24 protein-coding genes and 1 tRNA gene are annotated in these 23,543 nt (G+C 63.5%); 9 read left to right on the top strand and 16 right to left on the bottom strand.

Annotated elements, in window-relative coordinates; genetic code table 11:
- Positions 1-19 precede the first annotated feature (19 nt).
- Positions 20-2,368: a DEAD/DEAH box helicase gene (locus CAQUA_RS00985; protein WP_196824903.1), complete on the top strand. Its 2,349-nt coding sequence runs from the start codon at positions 20-22 to the stop codon at positions 2,366-2,368.
- Here CAQUA_RS00985 and CAQUA_RS00980 read toward each other — a convergent pair.
- The 7 genes from CAQUA_RS00980 to ssd all read right to left on the bottom strand — a co-directional run bounded on the left by CAQUA_RS00980 (position 2,365) and on the right by ssd (position 6,853).
- Positions 2,365-2,724: an Rv3654c family TadE-like protein gene (locus CAQUA_RS00980; protein ID WP_290178503.1), complete on the bottom strand. Its 360-nt coding sequence runs from the start codon at positions 2,722-2,724 to the stop codon at positions 2,365-2,367. The two genes, CAQUA_RS00985 and CAQUA_RS00980, sit on opposite strands and share 4 nt — an antisense overlap.
- Positions 2,721-3,056 (bottom strand): hypothetical protein, encoded by a 336-nt coding sequence (locus CAQUA_RS00975; RefSeq protein WP_196824904.1) that lies wholly within the window; start codon positions 3,054-3,056, stop codon positions 2,721-2,723. The genes CAQUA_RS00980 and CAQUA_RS00975 overlap by 4 nt, the downstream gene beginning before the upstream one ends.
- Positions 3,031-3,276 carry a DUF4244 domain-containing protein gene (locus CAQUA_RS00970; RefSeq protein ID WP_196824905.1) on the bottom strand — a complete coding sequence of 82 codons (246 nt, stop codon included), beginning with the start codon at positions 3,274-3,276 and terminating at the stop codon, positions 3,031-3,033. The genes CAQUA_RS00975 and CAQUA_RS00970 overlap by 26 nt, the downstream gene beginning before the upstream one ends.
- Positions 3,277-3,346: 70 nt before the next feature.
- Positions 3,347-3,934 (bottom strand): type II secretion system F family protein, encoded by a 588-nt coding sequence (locus CAQUA_RS00965; protein ID WP_196824906.1) that lies wholly within the window; start codon positions 3,932-3,934, stop codon positions 3,347-3,349.
- On the bottom strand, positions 3,931-4,710 hold the full coding sequence (locus CAQUA_RS00960) for a type II secretion system F family protein (protein ID WP_196824907.1): 780 nt from the start codon (positions 4,708-4,710) through the stop codon (positions 3,931-3,933). Before CAQUA_RS00960 ends, CAQUA_RS00965 begins: the two co-directional genes overlap by 4 nt.
- Entirely contained in the window at positions 4,707-5,840 is a 1,134-nt protein-coding gene (locus tag CAQUA_RS00955; RefSeq protein ID WP_196824908.1) for a TadA family conjugal transfer-associated ATPase, read from the bottom strand. The genes CAQUA_RS00960 and CAQUA_RS00955 overlap by 4 nt, the downstream gene beginning before the upstream one ends.
- Positions 5,840-6,853: a septum site-determining protein Ssd gene (ssd, locus tag CAQUA_RS00950; RefSeq protein ID WP_196824909.1), complete on the bottom strand. Its 1,014-nt coding sequence runs from the start codon at positions 6,851-6,853 to the stop codon at positions 5,840-5,842. The genes CAQUA_RS00955 and ssd overlap by 1 nt, the downstream gene beginning before the upstream one ends.
- 153 nt (positions 6,854-7,006) lie before the next feature.
- Here ssd and CAQUA_RS00945 point away from each other — a divergent pair, with 153 nt between their 5' ends.
- The 3 genes from CAQUA_RS00945 (at position 7,007) to CAQUA_RS00935 (ending at position 9,370) form a co-directional block, all read left to right on the top strand.
- Positions 7,007-7,792: an HAD family hydrolase gene (locus CAQUA_RS00945; protein WP_196824910.1), complete on the top strand. Its 786-nt coding sequence runs from the start codon at positions 7,007-7,009 to the stop codon at positions 7,790-7,792.
- A gap of 75 nt (positions 7,793-7,867) precedes the next feature.
- Complete coding sequence (locus CAQUA_RS00940) at positions 7,868-8,434, top strand: phage holin family protein (protein ID WP_196824911.1); 567 nt, start codon at positions 7,868-7,870, stop codon at positions 8,432-8,434.
- Positions 8,435-8,512: 78 nt separating this feature from the next.
- On the top strand, positions 8,513-9,370 hold the full coding sequence (locus tag CAQUA_RS00935) for an alpha/beta fold hydrolase (protein WP_231375491.1): 858 nt from the start codon (positions 8,513-8,515) through the stop codon (positions 9,368-9,370).
- Positions 9,371-9,385: 15 nt separating this feature from the next.
- On the opposite strand, the gene CAQUA_RS00930 is transcribed toward CAQUA_RS00935, so the two are convergent.
- Genes CAQUA_RS00930 through CAQUA_RS00920 form a run of 3 tightly spaced genes read right to left on the bottom strand, consistent with a single transcriptional unit; the run spans position 9,386 to position 11,882 of the window.
- The gene (locus tag CAQUA_RS00930) at positions 9,386-10,585 is read right to left on the bottom strand and encodes a MarP family serine protease (protein WP_376993193.1); all 1,200 of its coding nucleotides are present in this window, start codon (positions 10,583-10,585) and stop codon (positions 9,386-9,388) included.
- A complete protein-coding gene (locus CAQUA_RS00925; protein ID WP_196824912.1) occupies positions 10,585-11,289 on the bottom strand; it encodes an NUDIX hydrolase in 705 nt (234 codons plus the stop codon). The genes CAQUA_RS00930 and CAQUA_RS00925 overlap by 1 nt, the downstream gene beginning before the upstream one ends.
- Entirely contained in the window at positions 11,289-11,882 is a 594-nt protein-coding gene (locus CAQUA_RS00920; protein ID WP_196824913.1) for a TlpA family protein disulfide reductase, read from the bottom strand. The genes CAQUA_RS00925 and CAQUA_RS00920 overlap by 1 nt, the downstream gene beginning before the upstream one ends.
- Before the next feature lie 259 nt (positions 11,883-12,141).
- Between CAQUA_RS00920 and glxR the strand changes: the two genes are divergently transcribed.
- Positions 12,142-12,825: a CRP-like cAMP-activated global transcriptional regulator GlxR gene (gene glxR, locus CAQUA_RS00915; protein ID WP_196824914.1), complete on the top strand. Its 684-nt coding sequence runs from the start codon at positions 12,142-12,144 to the stop codon at positions 12,823-12,825.
- 24 nt (positions 12,826-12,849) lie between these two features.
- On the opposite strand, the gene CAQUA_RS00910 is transcribed toward glxR, so the two are convergent.
- From CAQUA_RS00910 to CAQUA_RS00895, 4 genes are read right to left on the bottom strand one after another with little or no spacing between them, the layout of a single operon-like run.
- Positions 12,850-13,656 (bottom strand): MBL fold metallo-hydrolase, encoded by an 807-nt coding sequence (locus tag CAQUA_RS00910; protein ID WP_196824915.1) that lies wholly within the window; start codon positions 13,654-13,656, stop codon positions 12,850-12,852.
- Between the two features lie 29 nt (positions 13,657-13,685).
- Positions 13,686-14,144, bottom strand: coding sequence for a RidA family protein (locus CAQUA_RS00905; RefSeq protein WP_196824916.1), 459 nt, complete (start codon positions 14,142-14,144; stop codon positions 13,686-13,688).
- The gene (gene sp36 / locus CAQUA_RS00900; RefSeq protein ID WP_196824917.1) at positions 14,145-14,300 is read right to left on the bottom strand and encodes a Sp36 family protein; all 156 of its coding nucleotides are present in this window, start codon (positions 14,298-14,300) and stop codon (positions 14,145-14,147) included. It lies immediately after the preceding gene.
- 18 nt (positions 14,301-14,318) lie between these two features.
- Entirely contained in the window at positions 14,319-14,648 is a 330-nt protein-coding gene (locus CAQUA_RS00895; RefSeq protein ID WP_269208579.1) for a WhiB family transcriptional regulator, read from the bottom strand.
- A 195-nt stretch (positions 14,649-14,843) separates the two neighbouring features.
- On the opposite strand from CAQUA_RS00895, the gene CAQUA_RS00890 reads away from it, so the two are divergent.
- The gene (locus CAQUA_RS00890; RefSeq protein ID WP_196824918.1) at positions 14,844-17,252 is read left to right on the top strand and encodes a penicillin-binding protein; all 2,409 of its coding nucleotides are present in this window, start codon (positions 14,844-14,846) and stop codon (positions 17,250-17,252) included.
- A 39-nt stretch (positions 17,253-17,291) separates the two neighbouring features.
- Here the strand turns inward: CAQUA_RS00890 and CAQUA_RS00885 are convergent, their stop codons facing one another.
- Complete coding sequence (locus tag CAQUA_RS00885; protein ID WP_196824919.1) at positions 17,292-17,741, bottom strand: GatB/YqeY domain-containing protein; 450 nt, start codon at positions 17,739-17,741, stop codon at positions 17,292-17,294.
- Between the two features lie 60 nt (positions 17,742-17,801).
- On the opposite strand from CAQUA_RS00885, the gene CAQUA_RS00880 reads away from it, so the two are divergent.
- Together CAQUA_RS00880 and CAQUA_RS00875 are read left to right on the top strand one after the other, a co-directional pair.
- On the top strand, positions 17,802-18,689 hold the full coding sequence (locus CAQUA_RS00880; RefSeq protein ID WP_196824920.1) for a metallophosphoesterase: 888 nt from the start codon (positions 17,802-17,804) through the stop codon (positions 18,687-18,689).
- 88 nt (positions 18,690-18,777) lie between these two features.
- Positions 18,778-18,854, top strand: a tRNA-Pro gene (locus CAQUA_RS00875).
- A 177-nt stretch (positions 18,855-19,031) separates the two neighbouring features.
- On the opposite strand, the gene CAQUA_RS00870 is transcribed toward CAQUA_RS00875, so the two are convergent.
- Positions 19,032-20,621: a GumC domain-containing protein gene (locus CAQUA_RS00870; protein ID WP_196824921.1), complete on the bottom strand. Its 1,590-nt coding sequence runs from the start codon at positions 20,619-20,621 to the stop codon at positions 19,032-19,034.
- An 83-nt stretch (positions 20,622-20,704) separates the two neighbouring features.
- Here CAQUA_RS00870 and CAQUA_RS00865 point away from each other — a divergent pair, with 83 nt between their 5' ends.
- A complete protein-coding gene (locus CAQUA_RS00865; protein WP_196824922.1) occupies positions 20,705-23,542 on the top strand; it encodes a DUF4040 family protein in 2,838 nt (945 codons plus the stop codon).
- Position 23,543: the final 1 nt, after the last annotated feature.

Here is a 23,543-nt window from a genome sequence, read left to right as displayed (position 1 = left end):
CGAGCGGGAAGGAGGACGCGTGGATTCCACCTTTGCGGGCGAACTCATCGCCGCCCTATCAAGCGCGCTGCCCAGCGGAACAATCACGCACACGCGGGTCATCGCGCCTCGCCCTTCGCAGCACGCGCAGTGGCCGTCGTGGGTCGAGCCGGGCGTGCGCCGCACGCTTATCGACGACGGGATCACCCAGCTGTATTCCCACCAAGCACACTGCGCCCAGTTGGCGTGGGAGGGCCGCGACGTGGTGGTGGCGACGGGGACGTCGTCCGGAAAATCGCTGGGGTACCAGCTGCCGGTGCTCTCCGCGTTGGCGGATGACCCCACCGCCTGCGCGATGTACATCACGCCGACGAAAGCACTGGGATCAGATCAGCTGCACGCGGTGACGCAGATGGTGCGTGGCAACCCCGCGCTCACCGGCGACAATGCCATACACCCGGCACCCTATGATGGCGATACCCCCGTGGATGCGCGGCGAGCGATCCGTGAGTCCACGCGTTTCGTGTTCACCAATCCGGACATGCTGCACGCCGGGATTTTGTCCTCCCATGCGCGGTGGGCGCGGTTTCTGCGGCGGCTGCGCTACGTGGTCGTCGACGAATGCCACAGCTACCGGGGTGTGTTCGGCGCACACGTAGCGCTGGTCTTGCGGCGATTGCTGCGCCTGGCTGATGCCTACGGGTCCGCACCGACCGTGATCTTCGCGTCCGCCACCACCGCCGATCCAGCGGCGCACGCGGCGCGCCTGTGCGGCCGCACGGTTGAGGCCATCACGGACGATGGCGCACCAACGGGTGAGCAGACCATAGCGTTGTGGGAGCCGGGGTTCATCGAGGGCGCCGAGGGCGAAAACGGCGCGCCCGTGCGCCGCCCTGCGACCACAGACGCCGCCGCGATCATGGCCACCCTGATCGACCAGGGCGCGCGCACCTTAACCTTCGTGCGTTCCCGGCGTGCTGCTGAGATCGTGGCGATGCGCGCGGCCGAGGACCTCGTCGCCGCAGGGCGCGCGGACTTTGCTTCGCGTGTCGCCTCGTACCGTGCGGGCTATCTGGCCGAGGACCGGCGGGCACTGGAACGTGCGCTGGACAACGGGGACTTACTGGGCATGGCCACGACGAACGCGCTGGAGCTCGGCATCGACGTCGGCGGGCTAGACAGCGTGGTCATGGCGGGTTTTCCGGGCACGATCGCGTCGTTTCGTCAGCAGGCGGGGCGCGCCGGGCGCCGCGGCCAATCCTCCCTGGTGGTCATGGTTGCCCGCGACGACCCGATGGACACGTTCCTCGTGCACCACCCGGCCGCGCTGGTTGATAAACCAGTGGAAAACAGCGTGTTCAACCCAACAAACCCCTTTGTCTTGGCGGGCCACGTGTACTGCGCGGCCGTGGAAAAGCCGCTGAGTGAGGCGGACGTGGACGTCCTTGGCGCGCATGAGGTGGTGCGCGACCTCACGGAGCAAGGTTTCTTGCGCAAGCGCCCACGCGGGTGGTTCCCCGCACCGCTTATCGACGGCCCACTGACCCCCGAAACAGCCCACGCCGCCGTCAGCCTCCGCGGCGGTTCCGGGGAGCACGTGATGATCGTTGATTTAAGCGATGGACGGCTGCTGGGCACCGTGGATTCCGCGCGCGCCGCGAAACAGGTTCACGAAGGGGCGGTGTACATCCACCAGGGCGAATACTTCGTCATTGAGTCCTTAGAGCTAGATGACTACGTGGCGCTCGCTCGGCCGGAGATGCCGGACTACACGACCCAAGCCCGTTCGGTGACCGATATCCGGATCATCGGCCCTAGCGATGGCGACTCGGTGAGTGCGCCAGGGCTGTGGGTGGCCAACGTCGACGTGGAGGTCACCGACCGCGTGACCGGCTACGTGGTCCGGCTTGCCGACGGCACGGTGAGCGAACACATCCCGCTAGACATGCCGGAACAGACCCTGGTGACCCGCGCGGTGGCGTACACCATCGATCCCCTGGCGCTCGATGCCATGGGCATCGCCCCCGGGGATGTTCCCGGCACCCTCCACGCGGCGGAGCACGCCGCCATCGGCCTGCTGCCCCTGCTAGCCACCTGTGACCGGTGGGACATCGGCGGCGTATCCACCGCCCTGCACCCGGACACGATGCTGCCCACGGTGTTCGTCTACGACGGCAATCCCGGCGGCGCGGGGTTTGCGGATGAGGGCTACGCCCGCTTCCACGAATGGATCTCCGCAACGCATGAAGCAGTACGCTCCTGCCCCTGCGAATCGGGCTGCCCGTCCTGCGTCCAGTCACCGAAGTGCGGCAACGGCAACCAGCCTTTGGACAAGGCCGGTGCCATTACGCTTTTGGGCGCATTGAGCACGATGACGGCCGCGCTTTAGAGCGGCCCGGCGCGCGCAACCGCCGTGGCGCGGCCTACCTTCACCGCCACTGTGGCATCGGCTCCGTCGAGAACACAGGACGTGACATCGGCGCGGTTGTGTTCCGCCGTGCGACGGCCGACCGAACAGGGCTCCCCGCTCCCGGGAAGCCCGGACAGCGCGAAGACCGCCGTCGCCGTGGACACCGCCGCCAACTCGGCTGCGACCTGTGCCCGATGCGAGTTCACCGTGTGGCTCGCCGCCGCCACGACCACGAGCGCCACGCTCACCACCGCGGAAATGATCCCGGCGGCAAGAATCGTGGCGTACCCGCGGTCATTGCGCAGAATTGTTGCAGCCCTCGCGGCGGTACTCACTCGAACTCCACGGGGTAGGACGCGTGCGCACTCATCGTGCGCAGCGGGGACGGAACTCGCGCCGTAGCGGTGACCATCCCGTCCGATTGCGTGATCACCACCGCGCCACGGGGCGGGTTGTAGTCCACTCCAATGGCGTGGGAGCGCGCAGCCGCGCCGGCGATGTCGATGGCGGAAAGGTAGGCCGCCATCGTCGATACGCCAGCGATAATGGCCGCCGCGACGATAACCAGCGAGGCCAGCGCAAGCGCCGCTTCGATGGTGACCGAGCCGCGATCGCCAACCAGCGCCTGCGCCACGCGGGCTCTAGGACGGGGTGCGCGACAACGCATCAGTAATGATCCCTTCGATCGCGGAGACCACGCCCGAACCGTTGACCACGAGGTAGAGCACCGCGGCGAGCGCCGCAGCGGCTAAAGACCCCATGGCGTACTCGATGGTCGACATCCCGCGGTCATTGGCCAGCGTGGCCACGGCACGGGACCTGGCTTTCTCCAGCGCCGCGGAAAGGTGAACGTTCAGGTAGTCGTTGGTTGTGGTGAGGATTTTCATTGGTTTTTTCTCCTATTTGTTTTCGTAGTTGTTTTTGTTTGTTGTGGGCAAGTGTTGATTTGTTGATTGATTACTGGGTAAACATCTCCGCGCCCAGGCCGATCACCACTGGTGCCAGGCCTAGGACGAAGAACGCCGGGAGGAAGAACGCGGCGAGCGGAATGCTGATGAGTACGCCCGCGCGTTCCGCCGCGGCTGAGGCATCGTCGGCAGCGCGGTCGCGGAGCTGGCCAGCAATGCGGTCGCAGCCATCCGCCAGTGCGCTTCCGGACGAATGGGATAGCGCCACCAGTGACGCCAGCTCCTCACACCCGGGGATGCCGTCCATGACCTCCCACGCGGTCTCCGAATCAATCCCAAGGCGCAGGTAGGACACCAGACGGATCCATGGCTGAGTCTCACCCGAGGTTGACGCATCCGCCGCAGCGTAGGTTTCCGCCACTGCCTCAGCGGCAGTCAGCGTGGGAAGCCCGGCGCGGTAGCAGGCGGCAAAGAGCTCGATATCGCTGGCGATCCGATGGCGATCCACCGGGCCATCGCGGGGCGTCTTTGTCTTCAGCATCCGGGTGTGCCCGCGGGCAGTCACGAGCCGCAGGGCGGGGCTCACGGGGGCAAGAATGAGAAGCACGCTGGCGATAATCAACACGGGCACGCTCATCGCGTTGCCCTCCTGATGATATGTTGGGACGAGGCAAAACCGGCGCAGACCAGGCACGTTCCTATCAGAAGCAGCACGCCTCCCAGTCCCCCGCCGAAGAGCAGATGCACCGGCGCGGCCCCCATGGCCTGCCCCATCATGATCCCGGCGAGCGGGAGGACGGAGAGCACCACCGCCGTCGCTTTCGGTCCGGCCAGTGCTGCGTTGGTGGCGTCGGCGTGGCGCAGCTGTTGGTCGATCCTCGTGCGGGCGCTCGCTAAAAGGTCGGCGACGGGGATTCCCAGTTTTGCCGACAGCGCCCACAGGGCACCGACATCGCGGAGCTCACGCAGAGTAGATTCCCGCAGCAGACTCGCCCCGTCGCCCCCGGTGCGGGTGTGCCCCACCAAGCGATCCAGCTCCCCGGCGAGAGCCCGCGGCGCTGAATCAGGCAGTTGGTCACGGGCGCGCTCGCACGCGTACGGCAAGGTAGAGCCCGCCTTCAGGGCGGCGACAACGTGGCCTAGATACCCAGCGAGTGCGACGCGCCGGGCCCGTTGATTCGCGGCGTCGCGGCTGGCGCTTACCGCCCAACACACGGTGAGTACCGCGACGCACGCGCTGGCCACGACCGTGAATCTGCCGGCGGCCATGCCCGCCACGGTCAGAGCGACGGCAGCGACCGGCAGCAGCGCGGGCGGCACGTGCAGCGGTACTGGCGGAGCGATCCGCAGCGCGGCCCGCGGCGGGGCAATCGTTATGGCGGCGGCAAGGACAACGGCTGGTAAAACACTCATGGCGCCAGCTCCTCGTAGCCGTCGAGCGGCCCGCGCGTGGAGTCCCACACGACCTTGGCGCTCACGGGGTTGCCTTCCAACACCCCGATCTGGTGCACGATGCGCGCGCCCGTGCGGGTCCGCTTCATCACCACAACAACATCGACCGCCGCAGCCAGCTGCGAGTGCAGCGCCGCCCGGTCCAGCCCACCCAATGCGGCAAGCGCTTCCAGCCGCGCTGGGACCTCATCGATTGAGTTCGCGTGCACGGTGCCCGCCCCACCGTCGTGGCCGGTGTTCAACGCCGCGAGCAGGTCAACGACCTCCGCCCCACGGATCTCCCCCACCACGATGCGGTCGGGGCGCATGCGCAGCGCCTGCCGCAAAAGATCGGACATGCTGATCTCCCCCGACCCTTCGGTGTTTGACCCGCGCGTGGTCAGATTCACCACATGGGGGTGCGCAGGCGTGAGCTCCACCGTGTCCTCGATCGCGATGATGCGCTCGTGCTTCGCCACGGCCGCGAGCATCGCAGAGAGCAGCGTCGTCTTGCCTGTTCCCGTGCCGCCCACCACCACGAATGCTTGACGACGCTCAACCACCCCCTTAAGTAGCTCCAACCGCTGCGTGTCCATCGCCCCGCGCGCGTGGAGTTGTTCCAGAGTTGCCGTGGAACTGCGCAGCACACGCAGTGAAATACACGTCCCGGAATGGGACGTCGGGGCAAGGACTGCGTGGAACCGCAGCATCGTGCCATCATCACGGGTGATGTGCCCGTCCGCGAACGGTTGGGCATCGTCGAGCCGGCGCCCGCAGCTCGTGGCCAGGCGGGTCGCTAGCTTACGCACGTCGGCATCGCTGCTAAACGCCAGCGAGCTGCGCGCGAGTCCGCCGCCCCGATCGACGTAGATCTCGTCTGGGCCGTTAACACAGATATCAGTGACGTCCCCCGCCGCTAAAAGGCTCTCCAGCGGACCGACCCCAATGGAATCGTCGCGAAGCTTGCGCATGATCGCGAGGACATCCACGTCGCTGATCACCACGGCCTCTTCACGGATCAGCGCTGCCAGCGTCGCCGGACTCGTGGCGGCAGGGTCATCTGCAAGGCGCCTCTGTACCTTCTCAATGATCTCGGTAACGTGCACAGCCATCACATCCACACCTGCTCTACGACGGCAGCGGCCGCTCGCCTTAATCCACGGGGAAGAGTGGACGGGAGCCCAGAGGTCTCCACCGCTTTCACCAGCCGGGGCAGGGTGAGAAGCTGCGCAATGCACTCAGCTTTCGCCGCGCGTTCGATGTCGCGCACGTCCATCCCCGACCACCCCCGATGGCGCACTACCAGCGCGCACGGGATGGAACTGCGCGCGCACTGTTCCACGATCAGCGCCGCCGCGGCGGTCGCCCGGACCTCCGCGGGCACGACGATGGCCACGAAGTCACACCGCTGCGGGATCGCGGCCGGCGGAGCGTCCACCACCGTGAGTCCCTCCGCACCCAGGACATCAACGGCACGTTCCACCGCCGCCGCAGTGGCAAGCTCCATTCCCCCGCGCGCCGCGGTGAGCACCGCGATGCCGTCGCGGGTCTGCGGCAGCGCCCGGCGCAGCGTCTCTGGATCCACGGCGCCTTCCCCTAAATCCATGTCGCCCCAACGCACCCCCACCTGATCCTCAATGCCAAGCAGCAGGTCGGTCCCGCCGGAAAACGGGTGCGCGTCTACCACCGTGGGCGCAGCCTCGTACCCAGCCACCCGCGCCACCGCGCACGCCAGCGTCGAGGCCCCAGCTCCGCCGGCTGCGCCGACCACGGCGATCACCCGGCCGTCGCCATGCGTAACGACGGCCGGGGCAGCCTCATGCAGCCGCCCCAGCGCGGCGAGCACGTCCGCGGCTTGCGCGGGCAGCACAAAAGCCCCCTCCGTATCCCCATCCCCGTCGTTTGCCAGCAAAAACACCCCGCGCCGTGGCGGCAAGCCCGCAAGATCCTCAAGGCGGGCGGTGTCCACGAACACCGCGTGTGCCCGCGAATAATGGCGCGCGAGTTCCGCGGAGCTTACCGCCTCCACGATCGGCCTTCCCGTCGCTGCAGCGATGTGCGTCGCCTCAGGGTGAAGCACCGCGTCATCGATGGCGATCACCACTGGTGTGAGTTGAACAGTCATGCCTTCACCATGACCGGATTTTTCGTGCAGCGCAATGACCAGCGAAAATGCTGTGGATAACTCGTCGATAAGCGGATGCTTCAACAAAAATCTGTGGATAAACCTGCGAAAACTCACGGTTTTGGGCTCTGCCGCGGCGCTACACTGACACTCATGGCAAAAATCGCGGCCTTTTTTGACTTGGACAAGACGATCATCGCCACGTCGTCTGCCTACGCATTTGGTCGCGGATTCATGGCCAGCGGATTGATCTCGTGGCAGCAAGCGCTCAGCCTCTACCTGGCCAAAACCTCATACATGTTCTCCGGCCACTCCCACGAGAAAATGGATGCGGAACGCGACAGGTTATCCACCATGGTCAGCGGCTGGCATGTCGCCGACGTCCAAAGCATCATCGCCGAAACCATGAAGCGTGTGGTCACGCCAGCGATTTACAAAGAAGCGCGCGAGCTAATCGACGTCCACGCGGCCGCAGGCCACGACCTCATCATTATCTCCGCATCCGCGTCGATTCTGGTGGAGCCGATTGCCCGCGAGCTGGGGATTTCCACCATCATCGCCAGCGAAGTGAAGGAAGAAGACGGCGTTTTAACCGGGGAACTCACCAGCTATCTCAAAGGCGAGGCGAAGGCGGAGGCCATAGCTTCGCTCACCGCCGACAACGGCTACGACCTGAAGCGCAGCTACGCGTACTCCGATTCGGTTACTGACGTGCCCATGCTGGAAATGGTGGGAAACCCCGTTGCCGTGAACCCCGATCGGGCGCTACGCAAGCACGCGCTCGACAACGAGTGGCAGATCATGACCTTTAAAAACCCCGAGCCTCTCGTATCCAAACCGGGGATTAAAGAGGTCGGTATCGGGGCATCCGTCGTGGCAACCATTTCCGCGCTCACAGCCGTGGGAATGTGGATGCGCCAACGTGGCAAAGAGACGTAAAAACGTTCTGTAACTGTGCAATCCGCTAGGATTCGCTAGTATTAGCACGGGCTGAAAAAGGAAGGTTTTTTAAACGTGAGCAACAAGGGTCTCTACACCAGCGGTTCGACCAGCTACAAAGTTCAAGGCTCCGTCGATTCGATCCCGCTGCGCGACACTGACGCGACGCAGCCGGAGACGGACTCCCTGGGCACGCTGGTGTCCAACGCAACCGAGCAGGTTTCCACGCTGGTCCGCAGCGAGATTGAGCTGGCCAAGACCGAGGTCATTGGCGAAGTCAAGAAGGGCGTCATGGGCGGTGCTCTCCTGGCAGTTGCCGGCGTGATCGGCTTGTACTCCTCCTTCTTCTTTTTCTTCTTCCTCGCCGAGCTTTTGAGCAAGTGGATGGACCGCCCGTGGGCGTTCCTCATCGTCTTCCTGCTCATGCTGGTCACCGCCGCGGTTCTCGCCCTCGTTGGCGTGAAGCGTTTCAAGGCCATCAACAAGCCGGAAAAGACCATTGATTCTGTCAATGAGCTGAAGAACCTGGTGCCGGGCTCCGCGCAGAAGAACCTGGCCAAAGATTCCACCGTGCTTTACACCTCCACCGGTACCGGCTCGACCGTTCCGGGCAACCGCACCGGTTCCACGAAGGTGAAGTAAACCCTGGCTGTCTCGCCGGAAGAGCTTCGGCTCCCAGGCCCGTGGGAGCATCAGCTTCTGCACACCCGCGGCATCCGTTTGCATGCCGCTACCGCAGGGGATCCCAACGATCCCCTGCTTCTTCTTATCCACGGCACGTTTGGCGCATGGCTCGACTTCCGCGAGGTCATCGCACCGCTTGCCGACGAAGGGTTCTACGTCGCCGCCGTAGACATGCGCGGCTACGGACTGTCCGACAAACCGCCTTCACGCCACGGCAATGATGCCCTCTACGCGCTGGGTGATATCGATGGGATCATCACGGCCCTCGGGCACGAGCGCGCGGTGATTGCCGGCCACGACACCGGCGGCGCAATGGGCTGGGGATTCGCGGCCTGTTACCCGCACCGCACGACAGCGCTGATCTCCATCTCTGCTGCTCACCCGCACGATCTTCGCACCTATCTCATGGCCCGGCCGTGGCAGCTCATCCCGATGTTGATCCGCATTAGCGTAGGGCGGCTCCCGCGCCCGTTACTTCAGCGCTTCTCATCCCGCATCCCCATGCTGTGGCGCCGCGAGTTGCTCCTCAACACCACCCGCGCCTTCCACAACACACCCGCCTTCGAGGAGCTTTTGGACGCACGCATCCTTGCCGCGCGCACCCCCAATGCTCTTCGCGGAGTCATCTTGAATTCGCGCTTGCTCACCCCGAAGATCATCTCGCTTCCCGACGCAGCCGCCCGGCGCGCAAGCGCCCCGGTCGCCGCCCCCGTTTTGGCCATTCATCCGCCACAAAGCGTGTGGACGGGCATCGATCGCCTCGCGCGCACCCGGACGACGGGTCCTTTGCGCACCGCGAGCATCCCGGGCACGAAGAACCTGCCACACGTGGAAAACCCGCAAGGTTTCGTCGAAGAGATCAGCCGGTTCCTCCGCGGGATCGACGCTGTTTAGGAAACGCAGCACCGTTTAGGAAACACAGCGCTGCGTATCCACCGGCGTCTTAAGCGCTGTGTAATCCCCAATGACCTTCTTCACGTGGTCCCAGGTCAGCGCGTACCCAGTCTCGGAGTCATCCACGGCGGCGCCAAAGACCACGCCAACGACTTCGCCCTTTGTGTTCAGAACTGGCCCGCCGGAGTTTCCTTGGCGAATATTGCCGCGCAGCGAGTAGGCCTCGCGCTCAATTCGGCCCGTGGCGTAAATGTCCGGGCCGGAGATGTTCATTTTCTCCCGCACGCGCGCCGCAAGAGCAACAAACGGCCCGGACTTAGGGAAGCCCATGATCACTGCGGGTTCGCCCCTGCGGAGGGCCTTATCGGTCTGCGGAACCGCGTCCAAACCGAGCTCAGGAGAGTGCAGCACCGCCAAGTCCGCATCCGGGTCGTAGAGCACAACGGACGCGGACTTCACGCCAAGCACCGTATCCAAGGTCACTGAGTTCGTGCCGGCGACCACGTGAGCATTGGTGATCACATAGTCGGGCGCCGCCACGAAGCCGGAACCGGACAGTCGCCGGGAACACCCTTGCGCGTCACCCACAACGTGGACGATGGAGGGGCGAACCCGTTTCACCATGGTCGGGTCCACATCCGCCGGGTTCGGCGCATCGACGTTTCCACCCTTGGCGGACTGGAACGGTGAGACGAGCGGGGGCAGGCCCGATTCGTCGAGAAGCGCGGAGAAATGCTCCGGAATTTGCCGCATCCATCCCGGCGCGGCGGCATCAGCTTTGGCCAGCACACGGGAGTTTCGCACGCCGTCACCGAACTGACCGGGCGCGTTGGCCGCAAGCGGCATGGAAATCAACCACAATACAACGCTGACCACGATCACCTGGAGCACCGCACCCACTGCGGAATCCCACCGCTGACCGGTACGCGTGCGCATGTTCTCTCGTACTCGCGCGCCGACAGTCGCGCCGACCATGTTGCCCAGCCCCACGAAGACGATGATCGTGGCCAACGTGACCAAAAGCCGAACGTTGTGCACGGTGAACAGGTTCACCAGCACTGGCACGAAAGCGAAGCCGATGATCAACCCAGAGACCACGCCGACCACCGACAGTCCCGCGGTGAGCGCACCCTGGCGCCAGCCGCTGACCATCGCGGAGATCAGGGCGATGATGATCAAAACATCAATCAACACGCCGCTAGAAAGCAGCTCCATCATAGGCTGTTCCCCTCACCGTTGCGGGACTTAGACAGAGCTTCACGCAGGTCAACCGGGGCGGCAGTATCCCACTCGCGCTCCCAACCGCTTTCCTGAATCAACGCCGCGATCAACGACGCCGTGAAACCCCACACCACGTACCCATTGATGTGGAAGGCCGGGCCTGACCAGCCGAAACGCCCCACCCGGAAGCGGTTTTGCGGGTCGATCAAATCCTGCATGGACGCGAAGAAGACGTCGTCGTTTTCCTCCGGGCTGGCGGACCACACATCCCCGGGTGCTTCCGCATACGCCAGCACTGGGTTCACGGGGTGCCCCGAGGGCCCTACGCTGATCGCCTCCAACACCAGGAGAGGGGTGACAACCTCAGGCTTGAGCCCCGTTTCTTCGTTCGCTTCACGCAGCGCCGCGTCAATCGGCCCCGAGTCCTCCGGCTCCAACCGTCCCCCGGGAAAGCTCATCTGACCAGAGTGGTTACGCATAGAAGAATTGCGGTGGGTGATTAAAATCGCCGCATCCTCGGGCAGCGTCGCGGATTCGCGCGTCCCCGTGAGGCACATCAGCACGGCAGCATGCTTCGGCTTCTTCGACGCAAAGCGCATGTGGCCCTGGATGCGGTTCACAACTCGCGCGTTGCCGGGCCGCGCCAGCGAGCTCACCGCTTGGCGCATCCACTCCGGTGCCATCTCGGGCTGCAACATCAGCGACCATCCTCCTTAATGGCATCTTCAACAGCTTTAATAATGCTTGGCGCATCTACGAACGGCTCAGGGAAGACCGCCAGCTTCTCCTCACCTCGAAACACAACCGTAACCGGAACCACGCCCGGAAGGCCCAAGGCGCCCGCAAACGCACCGGAGGTATCTGAGTAGCTCGCCAAGCCCACGCCCATTTCATTGAGCAGGTTCGCCCCCGCCGCCGGATCGCGGTCCGCGTGCACGCCCACGACGGTCCACTCCGGCCGTTGCCGGGCCACGGCATCCAACGCCGGCAACTCATCACGGCACGGTTGGCACCACCACGCCCACACGTTCGCGACGGTAATGCGGTCATCGCTGGCGTCACCAGCGCTTTTCGCCCCCAAACACTCCAGCTCAACGCCGCCCACGCTTGTCGACGGACACTCGGGCCGATCCGGCACCGGCACCTCACCTGTCGTCGATAAGCGAGCGCCCTGCCTTGAAGCATCACCCGGTGTTTCACCGCCTGGGCCAAGCAGCCAGATAGCCGCCGCAACGACAAGCGCGGTCGCCACTACTAGCGCAAGAGCGCTGGCCACCGCGGTTTTCTTCATCACGTCAACTATAGCTGGTCCAAGCCCGCTTATACTCGGCTGCATGGTCGTTGCAATGCTCGCGTTTCTCGCGCCCCTATGCCTAGCCATGTTTCTAGTCATGATGGAAAAGCTGGAAGAGACGATTACCACCAAAAAGGTGACGTAGCTCGCACCGTCCGTGGTAGCGTAGACGTAAATGTGACCAATTCAACTCCAGCGCTGGAAAGTAACTGTTTCGCGGTGACTTCTTCGCGCTGATTTAAGGAGCTCGTACTTCATGGACGGCGTATTCGACACGCTGGCGCGCGCCGGCATCTTCCAAGGCGTCGACCCCAACGCGGTGTCCACCCTGATTGGCCAAATGAGCTCCGAAAGCTTCTCCAAGGGCACCACGATTTTTGATGAAGGCGAGCCCGGCGACCGCCTGTTCATCATCACCTCCGGCAAGGTCAAACTGGCCCGCCACGCCCCCGACGGGCGTGAGAACCTGCTGTCCGTCATGGGTCCGTCGGACATGTTCGGCGAGCTGTCTATCTTCGACCCCGGCCCGCGTACGTCCTCAGCCGTCTGCGTCACCGACGTGGATACCGCGACGATGGATTCGGAGATGCTCCGCGGCTGGATCAGCGACTACCCCGAGATTTCCCAGCAGCTCCTCCGCGTGCTCGCGCGCCGCCTGCGCCGCACAAACGCAACGCTTGCAGACCTGATCTTCACCGACGTCCCGGGGCGCGTGGCCAAAACACTTCTGCAGTTGGCCAACAGGTTTGGCATGCAGGAAGGCGGCGCGGTCCGCGTTAACCACGACCTGACCCAGGAAGAGATCGCGCAGCTCGTCGGCGCCTCACGCGAAACCGTGAACAAGGCACTGGCAACGTTCGCGCAGCGCGGCTGGATTCGCCTTGAGGGCAAATCGGTGCTCATCGTGAACACCGAGCACCTCGCGCGCCGCGCGCGCTAGCCAGCGCCAAGTAGCGCTGTCTAGTTATAGGGAATCGAGGTAACGCAGCGCCACGCGAGTGGACTGCTCCGCGGCGCCGCGCAGCACCGGATCCACATCGTCATACATCGCGTCCACCAGTTCACCCAACGAAAGCTGGCCGCGTTCCTCGCGGATCTCGCGGATCTGGTTCAGGCGGAACTCGCGGCGATCAATGTATTTACGGGCGAATGCGGAAATGTCCTCACCCTCAGGGCCGTGGCCCGGCAGCAGGGTGATGCCTGCGCCGTCCTTTTCCAGCTTGTCCAGGGAAGTCAGGTACTCCCCCAGGTCACCATCGGTCTCAGAAATTATGGTCGTGTGACGGCCCGCGATCGTGTCGCCGGTGCAGATGCCCTCCAGCGTCGAGTTATCGGCCTCACCCGTGTAGATGTAGAACGACACGCTGTCGTGGGTGTGGCCTGGGGTGTGAACCACCTTGATCTGCGGCGTGATGCCGTCAACAGAGATCACCTCGCCGTCAACGAGCGGGTCGCCCCCGTGGCAGTAGCTTTCATCGAACGCCCGCACGGGGGCGCCGGTGAGCTGGCGGAAACGCTGCGCGCCATCCGCGTGGTCGTGGTGGCGGTGGGTGAGCAAGATCAGCGCGACCTTCTCCCCCTTCGCCTGCAGCACGTTTAAGTGCCCCTCATCCTCCGGGCCGGGATCAATGACCACGCTGAATTCATCTTCAGAGTCGCGGATGACCCACGAGTTGGTGCCCTCCAGCGCCGCGTAGCTGGGGTTCATGGCCAGCACCACGGAAGCAGAAGGCGTAACGGGACGTAGTTGGCTATAAGCGGGATGCTGCATACCCCTAGCCTACCGCGCCTGCAAGGGGGTTAACCAACCTCTACAACCAGCTCGATTTCCACGGGGGCATCCAGCGGCAAACTCGCTACCCCAACGGCGGAGCGGACGTGGGCGCCAGCATCACCGAAGATCTCACCAATGAGCTCACTCGCGCCATTAACGACGGCCGGCTGACCAGTGAATTCAGGGGCGGACGCGACATAGCCGACAACTTTTACCACACGGGTGATGGAGTCGATCCCTACCTCCGCATCGACAGCGGCAATCGCATTGAGGACCGCCGTACGTGCGTACCCGTAGGCATCCTCGGCAGCGACATCTGCACCCACCTTGCCGGTAGCAGGCAGCGCACCGTCGATAAAGGGAAGCTGGCCGGAGGTCCACACCTGGTTGCCCACGCGGGTGGCAGGAACGTACGCCGCCACCGGGGCCGCAACAGGCGGAAGAGAGATGCCTAGTTCTTTCAGGCGTTCGGAGTGTGAAGCCATTTACTCAGCCTCACGCTTCATGTACGCAACGACGTTTTCCGGGTTCGGACCGGGCATGACGGTGACCAGCTCCCACCCTTCCTCACCCCAGGTATCCAGGATCTGCTTGGTTGCGTGAGTCAGTAGCGGCACTGTGGCGTATTCCCATTTCTTCATGGGACTCAAGACTACAGCCTAAATGCCAACGATTTCCTCACCAGAGGCAAGGTGCGCGGCCCAATTGGTCACGTGAGGATTCTTCCGCAAGACCGCGCGGCGCTGACGCTCCGTCAGGCCGCCCCACACGCCGAACTCCACCTTGTTATCCAAGGCGTCAGCGCGGCATTCCATGAGAACGGGGCAGCGACGGCAGATCGCTGCGGCTTTGCGCTGCTCAGCACCGCGGACAAACAACGCGTCTGGATCCCCAGACCTGCACACAGCAAGGGTGACCCATTCCCCGCGCTCATACGAGTCATATCGAGGATTACCCATGTGGGTTGGACGGCCGATCGTGGCGGTCATGTCAATCTCCTTGGCGGCTGGAATAAACCTGAAAGCGCGTGTGCGAAAACCGGGGGAATCTCTTGGAATATCCGTAAATATTACAAGTCCCGCATGTAAGTGTATTCACGTACAAAAGGAATTGTCTAATGGATCACACTCATAGGGGGTAGGTGGCCATTCCCCCGCGGAGCTTCAACCCGTAGGGTATGAGGGGTGTCGTTTCTGAACTCGCTGGGAAAGCTACTTATCGGGCTCGTGGCAGCCACGCTAGGTATCGCTGCGTGCATTACCCCCTTTGCGGGTATCGGCGGGGCTACCGTTGCCCGAGTTGACGCAACGATGAAATCCAATCTGGCGGACCTCACCGATGGTTCCGCCCCGGGCGTCACCACCATCACGGATGCCAACGGCGAACCCATCGCGTGGCTCTACCAACAGCGCCGCTATGAAGTAGAAGCCGATCAGATCAACCAGTCCGTCAAAGACGCCTTGGTTGCCATCGAGGACCGCCGCTTCTACGAGCACGAGGGCGTGGACATGCAGGGATTCGCTCGCGCCATGGTCACCAACGTGCTGGCCGGCGGCGTCGAAGAAGGCGCGTCCACCATCGACCAGCAGTACGTGAAAAATTATCTGCTCCTGGTTGACGCTGAGTCCACGGAGCAGCAGACCGCCGCCGTCGAGCAGTCCATCCCCCGCAAATTGCGCGAGATGCGCATGGCTTCGGACCTAGACAAAACCCTGTCTAAAGATGAGATCCTGACCCGCTACCTCAACTTGGTTCCGTTTGGTAACCACGCCTACGGCATCGAAGCCGCGGCGCGGGTCTACTTTGACAGCTCCGCCGAACGACTCAGCGTGCCGCAGGCCGCGCTGTTGGTGGGCATGCTGCAGTCAGCCGAAATGCTCAACCCCTACACCAACCCGGACGGCGCCACGGCGCGGCGCAATGACGTCCTCCAGGCCATGGTCACCTCCGGCTACCTCAGCCAGGCGGACGCGGACCGCTACAAGTCCGAAGGCCTGGGGGTCCAAGACAAGCCAGACCGGCTTCCCCAAGGTTGCTTCGCCGCCGGCGGCGCCGGGTTCCTGTGCGATTACGCGATCAAGTACCTCGAGGGCAAGGGCATTAGCCGAGCGGAGCTTGAACGCGGAGCCTATACGATCCAGACCACCCTGCAGCCGGAAGTACAAGCCGCCGCCCACAACGCGGTCACGTCAGGCGTCGCACCCAGCACCGTGGGCGTCGCCCAGGTAGTCAACGTGGTGGAACCCGGTGACAGTACCCACAACATCTTGGCCATGACCTCATCGCGCGACTACGGGTTGAGCCTGGAGGACAACCAGACGGTCCTCCCCCAGCCCGCGTCACTCATGGGTAACGGCGCTGGCTCCGTATTCAAGATCTTCACCGCGGCCGTTGCATTGCAGAACGGCTACACGCTGGATTCTATGCTCCCCGTGCCCACCCGAAGCATCAAGTACAACATGGGCTCCGGCGGCGCGGCAGGCTGCCCGCCTGGCGCCTACTGCGTGGACAACGCTGGCGTCTACGCCCCGCAAATGTCGCTCAAAGACACCTTGGCCCAGTCCCCGAACACCCCGTTCATCGAGCTGATTGAAAAAGTCGGCGTCCAACAAACCGTGGACATGGGCGTTAAGCTCGGCCTTCGGTCTTACGAGGACAAAGGGTCCTTTGACGGCGAGCACTCCATCGCGGACTACTTCCGCGACAACAACTTAGGTTCCTTCACCCTTGGCCCCACCCCCGTCAACGCTCTAGAGCTGTCCAACGTCGCCGCCACCTTGGCCTCCGGCGGGCGTTGGTGCGAGCCCAACCCGATTTTGAAGATTGAGGACCGCCACGGCCGCGAGGTCTTCCTCGACCGCGAGAAGTGCGAAGATGTCCTCGACGAGAAGGTCGCCGCATCACTCGCCAGCGGCATGAGCCTGGACGCAATCAACGGCACCGCCAAGGACGCAGCCGCTGGTGCGGGCTGGCGCTCCCCCGTCGCCGCGAAGACAGGCACGACTGAATCCCACCAATCCAGCGCATTTTTGGGATTCAATTCCAAATTCGCCGCAGCCACCTACATCTTCAACGACGGCACGCAAACCACGCCGCTGTGTACCGGCCCGGTCCGCCAATGCCCGTACGGCAACCTCTTTGGCGGCAACGAGGCCGCCGGCTCCTGGTTCCGCTTGGCCAACCAGCTCCCCGGGGTCCCGGAGGCTGGGCTTCCGGCCGCAAGCCCGCTTTTCGACGAAGGATCACGCAACGCCTTCTTCGACCAAGTCACTGGCATGGACGCGGCAGCAGCCCGGTCGATGTTAGAAGGCGCCGGTTTCACCGTGATCGAAGTCACGGGTCCTGGCAACGGCGCACCCGCCGGGCAAGTGATCTCCGCCCGCGCGTCCGGCACCGTCCCTGGCCAGCAGCCAACCGTGACAATCACGGTCTCTGATGGATCCCGCGGATCAGGGTGGGGCAACTGGGGACGCACCGATGACACAAATCCCGACGATAATGGCGGCGGCTGGGGCTTTAACAACCCCCCGATCACCCGCGATGAGTTTGAGCGCCGACTCGATAACTTCGGCCAGCAACTCGATCTCTGGTAGCGCTCTGGTAGCGCTCTGCTGGCACCGGGCTAGCAAGCCCTAGCTCAGCGCAGCCTTCACCGCAGCACTCAGACGCTTGCCGTCAGCACGCCCCGCAGCCAACGCATTCGCCACCTTCATCACCGCACCCATGTCCTTCATGCTCGTGGCCCCAACCTCAGCAACGGCGTCCTGGACCAGCGCAGCAACCTCGTCGTCGTCAAGCTGCTTCGGCTGGTACCCCTCAAGAACCGCGGCCTCTGCGAGCTCCGCGTCCGCGAGCTCCTGGCGACCATTGGTGGCGTAGATCTCCGCGGACTCGCGGCGCTTCTTAATCTCGCGGGCGATGATCTTCAGCACGTCCTCATCAGTGACCTCGTGCTTGGTCCCTTCCGTCTCCGCGGTCTGAATCGCGGCAAGAAGCATACGGATCGTGCCGGTACGCTCCTTTTCCTTCGCCTTCATGGCTTCTTTTAGATCTGCTCGAATCTGGTTCTTCAATTCACTCATAGCTACCGAATTTACAGTCTCTACCCAACACCTTTCGCTGCGGCAGGTACCGTTGGTGGGATGAAACACTCCACCGCCACCGCACTCGCGGCCGCGGCCACAGCAGGCTTGACGACGATTGGTTACGGCGTCTCCCAGCTCACCAACTTCCGCCTTAAGCAGTACGAGCTGCCCCTCCTGCCCCCGGACGCGCCTGCTGAATTCAAGATCCTCCACGTCTCTGACCTGCACATGATCCCCGGCCAGGAGGAAAAGATCGCCTGGGTCAGCGCACTCGATGCGCTGCAGCCGGACCTGGTGGTCAACACCGGCGACAACCTCTCCGATGAGCACGCGGTGCCCGATGTTCTGGCTGCCTTAGGCCCACTCCTTGATCGCCCCGGCGTCTTTGTTTTTGGCACCAACGACTACTGGGCCCCGCGGCCGGTGAACCCCTTGAAGTACCTCACTGACACGAAGCGGGAGCCCAGCTACGTCGACTTGCCGTGGAAAGGCATGCGCGCTGCGTTCATTGAGCGCGGTTGGCAAGACGCCACCCACACCCGCCTGGAATTCAAGGCCAGCGGCGTCAAACTTGCCATCGCTGGGACCGACGACCCCCACCATGACCTGGACGATTACTCCCTCATCGCCGGCCCGCCCAACGAGGACGCCGACCTTCCACTCGCAGTCACGCACGCGCCGTATCGACGGGTCCTCGACGCCTTCGCAGCCGATGGCTACCAGCTAGCCATGGCTGGCCACACCCACGGCGGCCAGATCTGTCTACCCGGCGAACGCGCCCTAGTCACCAACGCCGACATCGACCGAAAGCGCGCATCCGGCCTGCACCGCTACGGCGACATGTGGCTTGAGGTCTCCAACGGCCTAGGCACCTCCAAGTTTGCGCCCGTGCGGATCTTCTGCCCGCCGTCCGCGAGCCTGCTCACCATCACGCACAAGAAGTAAGCACCAACCGCGCCCAACAGCGCGTTTTGGCGCCCGCGGGCCGGTGCGCTAAAGTATCTCCGGTACCCAGGCGCAAGCCAGTACACCTCGGGATATGGCGCAGCTTGGTAGCGCGCTTCGTTCGGGACGAAGAGGTCGCAGGTTCAAATCCTGTTATCCCGACCAAATACAAAAAGAAGGGAAACCAGCCGGTTTCCCTTCTTTTTGTTTGATCCGCGCAGCACCCCCAGCGCCCCTAGCCCCCAGAGCGAGCTGTGTAGATCCGTTCAGAAATCGGCCGAATGCGACCTGCGGTTTTACATTCGAAAAACCGGACGGATCTACACGGACCAAGCGTTGGCCCTAAATGCGGGTCGAACCGCCGGGTTCTTGGGGCTCCAAGTAGGCAGTGTCGTCCGAAAGCTCCGCGTCGTACTCGTCGTCGCCGTACTCTTCGCCGTACTCGTCTTCGCCGTACTCGTCTTCGCCGTACTCGTCTTCGCCGTACTCTTCGCCGTAGTCCTCGCCGTCGTAGTCCTCCCCGTAGTAATCCTCCCCGTAGTAGTCCTCGGTGTCGCGGTCACCGGCAATGGACATCAGGCCAAGGGCGGCAAGTGCTGCGGAGAGAACGATGCCGATCCACATGGACGTCAATGAGCCGCCGTTGCCAGCTGCGGACATCGCGACGGTTGGCCAGTGCATCGGCAGGGCGGCGGAAGCCATGCGCCACAGCTGGGTGACCTCGCCGGAGGCTGCGGTGGACCAGGTCCAGCCGACCACGCCGATTTGCAGAAGGGCGAAGGCTGCTGCGATTCCGGTACCAACCTTCGGTCCGGCCACGCGGAGGAACAACCAGGACAAACCTGCGGAGGCCAGGGTCGCCAGGGCGAGCGCAAACGCGGAGATTGCCACCGCAGCCGCGGGCAAGCTCACGCCCAAGATCATGATTAAGACCAAGCCGGTGACGGTAATGAATGCGGTGCCAATTCCCAGGATGGACCATCGGGAACGGTAGACAGCGGACGCAGCGATGGCCAAGGCCACGCCCCCGAGGACCGCCATCGCGCTGATCAACATCGCAGCCAACGGCGCAAGAGCTGAACGCGGCGCGTTTTCGTCCTGGGCCTCGGTATTGGTGACGGGAGTCGGGGCAGGAATTGCGCGTTGGATTGCGGAAAGACGGTCAGCCGTGTTGACGGCCATTCGGTCGATCTGGTCGGCCCCGTCGATAAGCTGTTCAATGCCCTCGACTGCGCCGGTGGTGCCGTCGCTGAGTTCCGTGAGGCCGTCGGACAGCTCCTGGGATCCGCTCACGGCGGCCTGGACGCCGTCGTAGTAGCTGTATCCGGGGGTCGACAGCTGGTTAGCCAACTCACGCGAGCCGTCACGAAGCTCGTTGATTTGCCCGGACATCTCCTGGGGGAGCTCAGCGGTCTCAGCCTGTTTGCGCAGGTCTTTGAGCTGATCACGGATCGCGACCACCTCCGGCTCATTGCGGTCCTTCAGGCCCTCCAGCGTGATGTCGATGTTGGCGATGATCTGGCCGCGGACGGCCTCGAAGGCAGTCATCTGGCCCGTGACTTCCCCGATGGCATCCGCGATCCGGGTGGCGCCGCGGCCCAGCTCGCCGGTACCGGATTGCAGTTCCTGTAGGCCATTCGCAAGCTCCGTGCTGCCGGCGTCCGCGGCACTTAAGCCCTCGGTGAGCTGGCCGGAACCCTCGTCGAACTGGCTCGTGCCCTCCTTTAGCTTGGCCGTGCCTTGGGTGAGGAAGCTGGCTTGAGCCGCGGCATCACCAGCCGCCCGACGTATTTCCACGTACGGGTCAGGGCCAGCCGCAACTGCCGGGGCGCCGGTAGTGGCATCCCCCGATTGCCAGGTAGACGACGGCGCAAGGGGAAGGAACGCGGCTACGAAAAACAGCAAAATTGCTGGGACAATGGGCCATTTCATAAAGCAAAAATGTAGCCGTAGCAGTCCGGTACCGGTGCAAGGCGCACCGAATGTCGGCAGCGCTGTTATTGTTTATAAACGTTATGACTCTTCTCATCGTGTTCGCCATCGTCACAGGCACCGTGGTGGCTTCCCCGCCGCTGGTTGCTCTGATGGATAGGCGTGCCGGTTGGATCCTCGGCCCAGCGCTCCTAGTGGCGGCCGGTGTTTTAGGATCGAAACTGCCGCAGATCTTCGCCGGGGACCCCCTGACTGCGCGCTACGTGTGGGCGCGTGACCTAGTCGGTCCAGGCTCAGAGGTCGGCTTGTCAGTGCATGCGGACGGGCTCAGCACCTTCTTCGCGCTGTTAGCCCTAGTGATTGGCGGAATCGTGCTGATTTATTCAGCGGCGTATCTGCATAACAATGACAACAACACGAGTTTCTACACGATCATGACGGCCTTCACGTTGTCGGTGCTGATCCTCGTGTTGGCCGGTGACGTGGTGTTGTTGTTCATCGGCTGGGAACTTGTTTCTTTAGCATCATTCCTGCTCATCGCGCGGGCCGGCTCGGGTGGTGAGGCCGGTTCGTTCCGCACGCTCGCTGTGACGTTCGTCGGCGGCCTACTGCTGCTTATCGGCCTTGCCATCGCGGCGGTGTCCGCCAACTCCACGGACCTTTCCACGATTCTGCGCAGTGATGTCTGGGCGGCAGAACCGGGCCGCACCACAGTCGTCGCGGTTCTCGTGGCGCTGGGCGCGTTCACCAAGGCAGCGCAGTTCCCGTTCCACTTCTGGCTCCCGGAGGCGATGGCGGCGGCGACACCTGTGTCCGCGTTCCTGCACGCCGCAGCGGTGGTCAAGGCCGGTGTGTACGTCCTGCTGCGCTTCTCCACGATCTTCCACGACAACGTCGTCTGGAACGCGCTGCTCATCATCACCGGCCTGTTCACGGCGATCATGTCCGCGATCTTCGCGGCAACGAAGACTGACCTCAAGCAGCTCACCGCCTACTCCACGGTTTCCCACCTGGGGTGGATCGTGGCAACCATCGGCGTGGGCACGCAGGTCGCCCTCGCCGCGGCTCTAACCCACACGCTGGCCCACGCTCTCTTCAAATCCTCGTTGTTCATGCTCATCGGCGTCGTGGATCACCAGGCTGGCTCGCGCGACATCCGTCGTCTCGGCCCTTTGCTAAAGCAAATGCCGTTCACGTTCGTCTCCATGACTATCGCCGTCGCCTCCATGGCCGCAGTCCCGCCGCTGTTCGGCTTCATCTCCAAAGAGTCAATGCTCACCGCCTTCTACGGCGGACCCTATGGCGGTTTGCTTCTCTTCATCGCCGCCATCGCCGCATTCCTCACGGTTGTCTACAGCGTCAAAGTCATCTTCGGCACCTTCGTCGACGGCCCGCGCGACGTCTCCCACGTCACGGAAGCCCCCGCCTCAATGTGGGTACCCGCCGCCCTACCGGGCCTTTTCTCAGTCCCTTTAGCGTTCACGCTCCCGCTTATCGACGACCCGGTGACCGCCGCCGTCCACTCCATCACCCAGGATGAGACGTACCACTCCCACCTGCACCTCTGGCACGGTGTCACGCCGGAGCTGATGGTCTCTGTATTGGTACTGGCAGCCGGCATCGGCTTCATCTTCGTGCGTCATCGCGTCTTTGACGGGTTGAACAACCGCGAATTGCTGCCCTTCAACGGTAAGACCGCGCTGCGGGTGATTATCCGAGGCGCGAATCGAATCGGTGAGTGGATGGCGCGCCCCGCGATCAGTTACAACCCGGCCCGCCACCTGATCTGGCTCGTCGTCATCGTTCTGATCGTCGGCTTCAGTTCGCTGAACTTGGAGGTCGCACCGCGGGTCGACGGCCTGGACAACTACTGGGACCTGGTCCCGCTAGTCCTAGTCACGGTGTCGGTGGGCTGCCTGGTTCTCACCCGTTCACGCCTCACCGCTGCGGTCCTGTTGGGCACGGTCGGCGTCGGCGTGAGCCTGCAGATGCTGATGTTGGGCGCCCCGGACGTCGCGCTGACCCAGTTCATGGTCGAATCGCTCACCGTCGTGGTGATCATGATGGTTCTGCGCTACCAGCCGGATAAATTCCCGCCCGTAAGGCGCCGTCGAAAAGCGCGTGCCGCAGTGGTGGCCGCACTCTCGGGCTTCATTGCTTTTGCTGGCGTCTACGGCCTACTCGGCCGCCGCGAGCGCTCTGACCTGGCAATGTGGTACTTGGAAAACACGACGCCGCTCACCCAGGCTGACAACATCGTGGCCGTGATCATCGTGGAATTCCGTAGCTTTGATACCTTGGGCGAGCTGTCCGTGCTGGGCATGGCGGCCGTGGTGATCATGGCCGTGACCAGCTCCGTCCCGCGGCACAAGATCACCCGTGGCCTGCGCCCGGAGCCGTTTGGCCAATCGCAGATCAACACCATGCCGATCCGCAAGGTCGTGCGCATGACCTTGCCGATCATGATCGTGCTGTCCATCCTCATCTTCTTCCGCGGCCACCAGGCCCCCGGCGGCGGCTTCGTGGCAGCGCTCGTGCTGGCCACGGCCTTCGTAATGAGCTACCTGTCCAAGGGCCGCGATGAGAAGGTCGTGAGCGAATCCACTCCGATCTGGCTCACCGGCATCGGCATCATCATTGCGATCTCCTCCGGTTTCCTCGGCCTGATCGAGGGTGGGTTCATGTACGCCATCCACGGTGAAATCGCTGGAATCCACCAATCGACGTCGCTCATCTTCGACGTGGGCATCTACATGTGTGTCATCGGCATGCTCACCATGGCCATCAATGCGCTCGGCGGCTACGTCCGCCCCGGTAATGAGAGGGAAAACTTGGACTACCTGCGCGATGGGGAGAACCCCCTGCCGGACGTCCCCGCCTTTCATACGCCCACTTCCGTGGCTCAGAAGGAGGAGGACTAAC

It is taken from the genome of Corynebacterium aquatimens (assembly GCF_030408395.1).
In the GTDB taxonomy this organism is placed as follows: domain Bacteria; phylum Actinomycetota; class Actinomycetes; order Mycobacteriales; family Mycobacteriaceae; genus Corynebacterium; species Corynebacterium aquatimens.
This window is presented reverse-complemented; position numbering and strand designations above follow the sequence as displayed.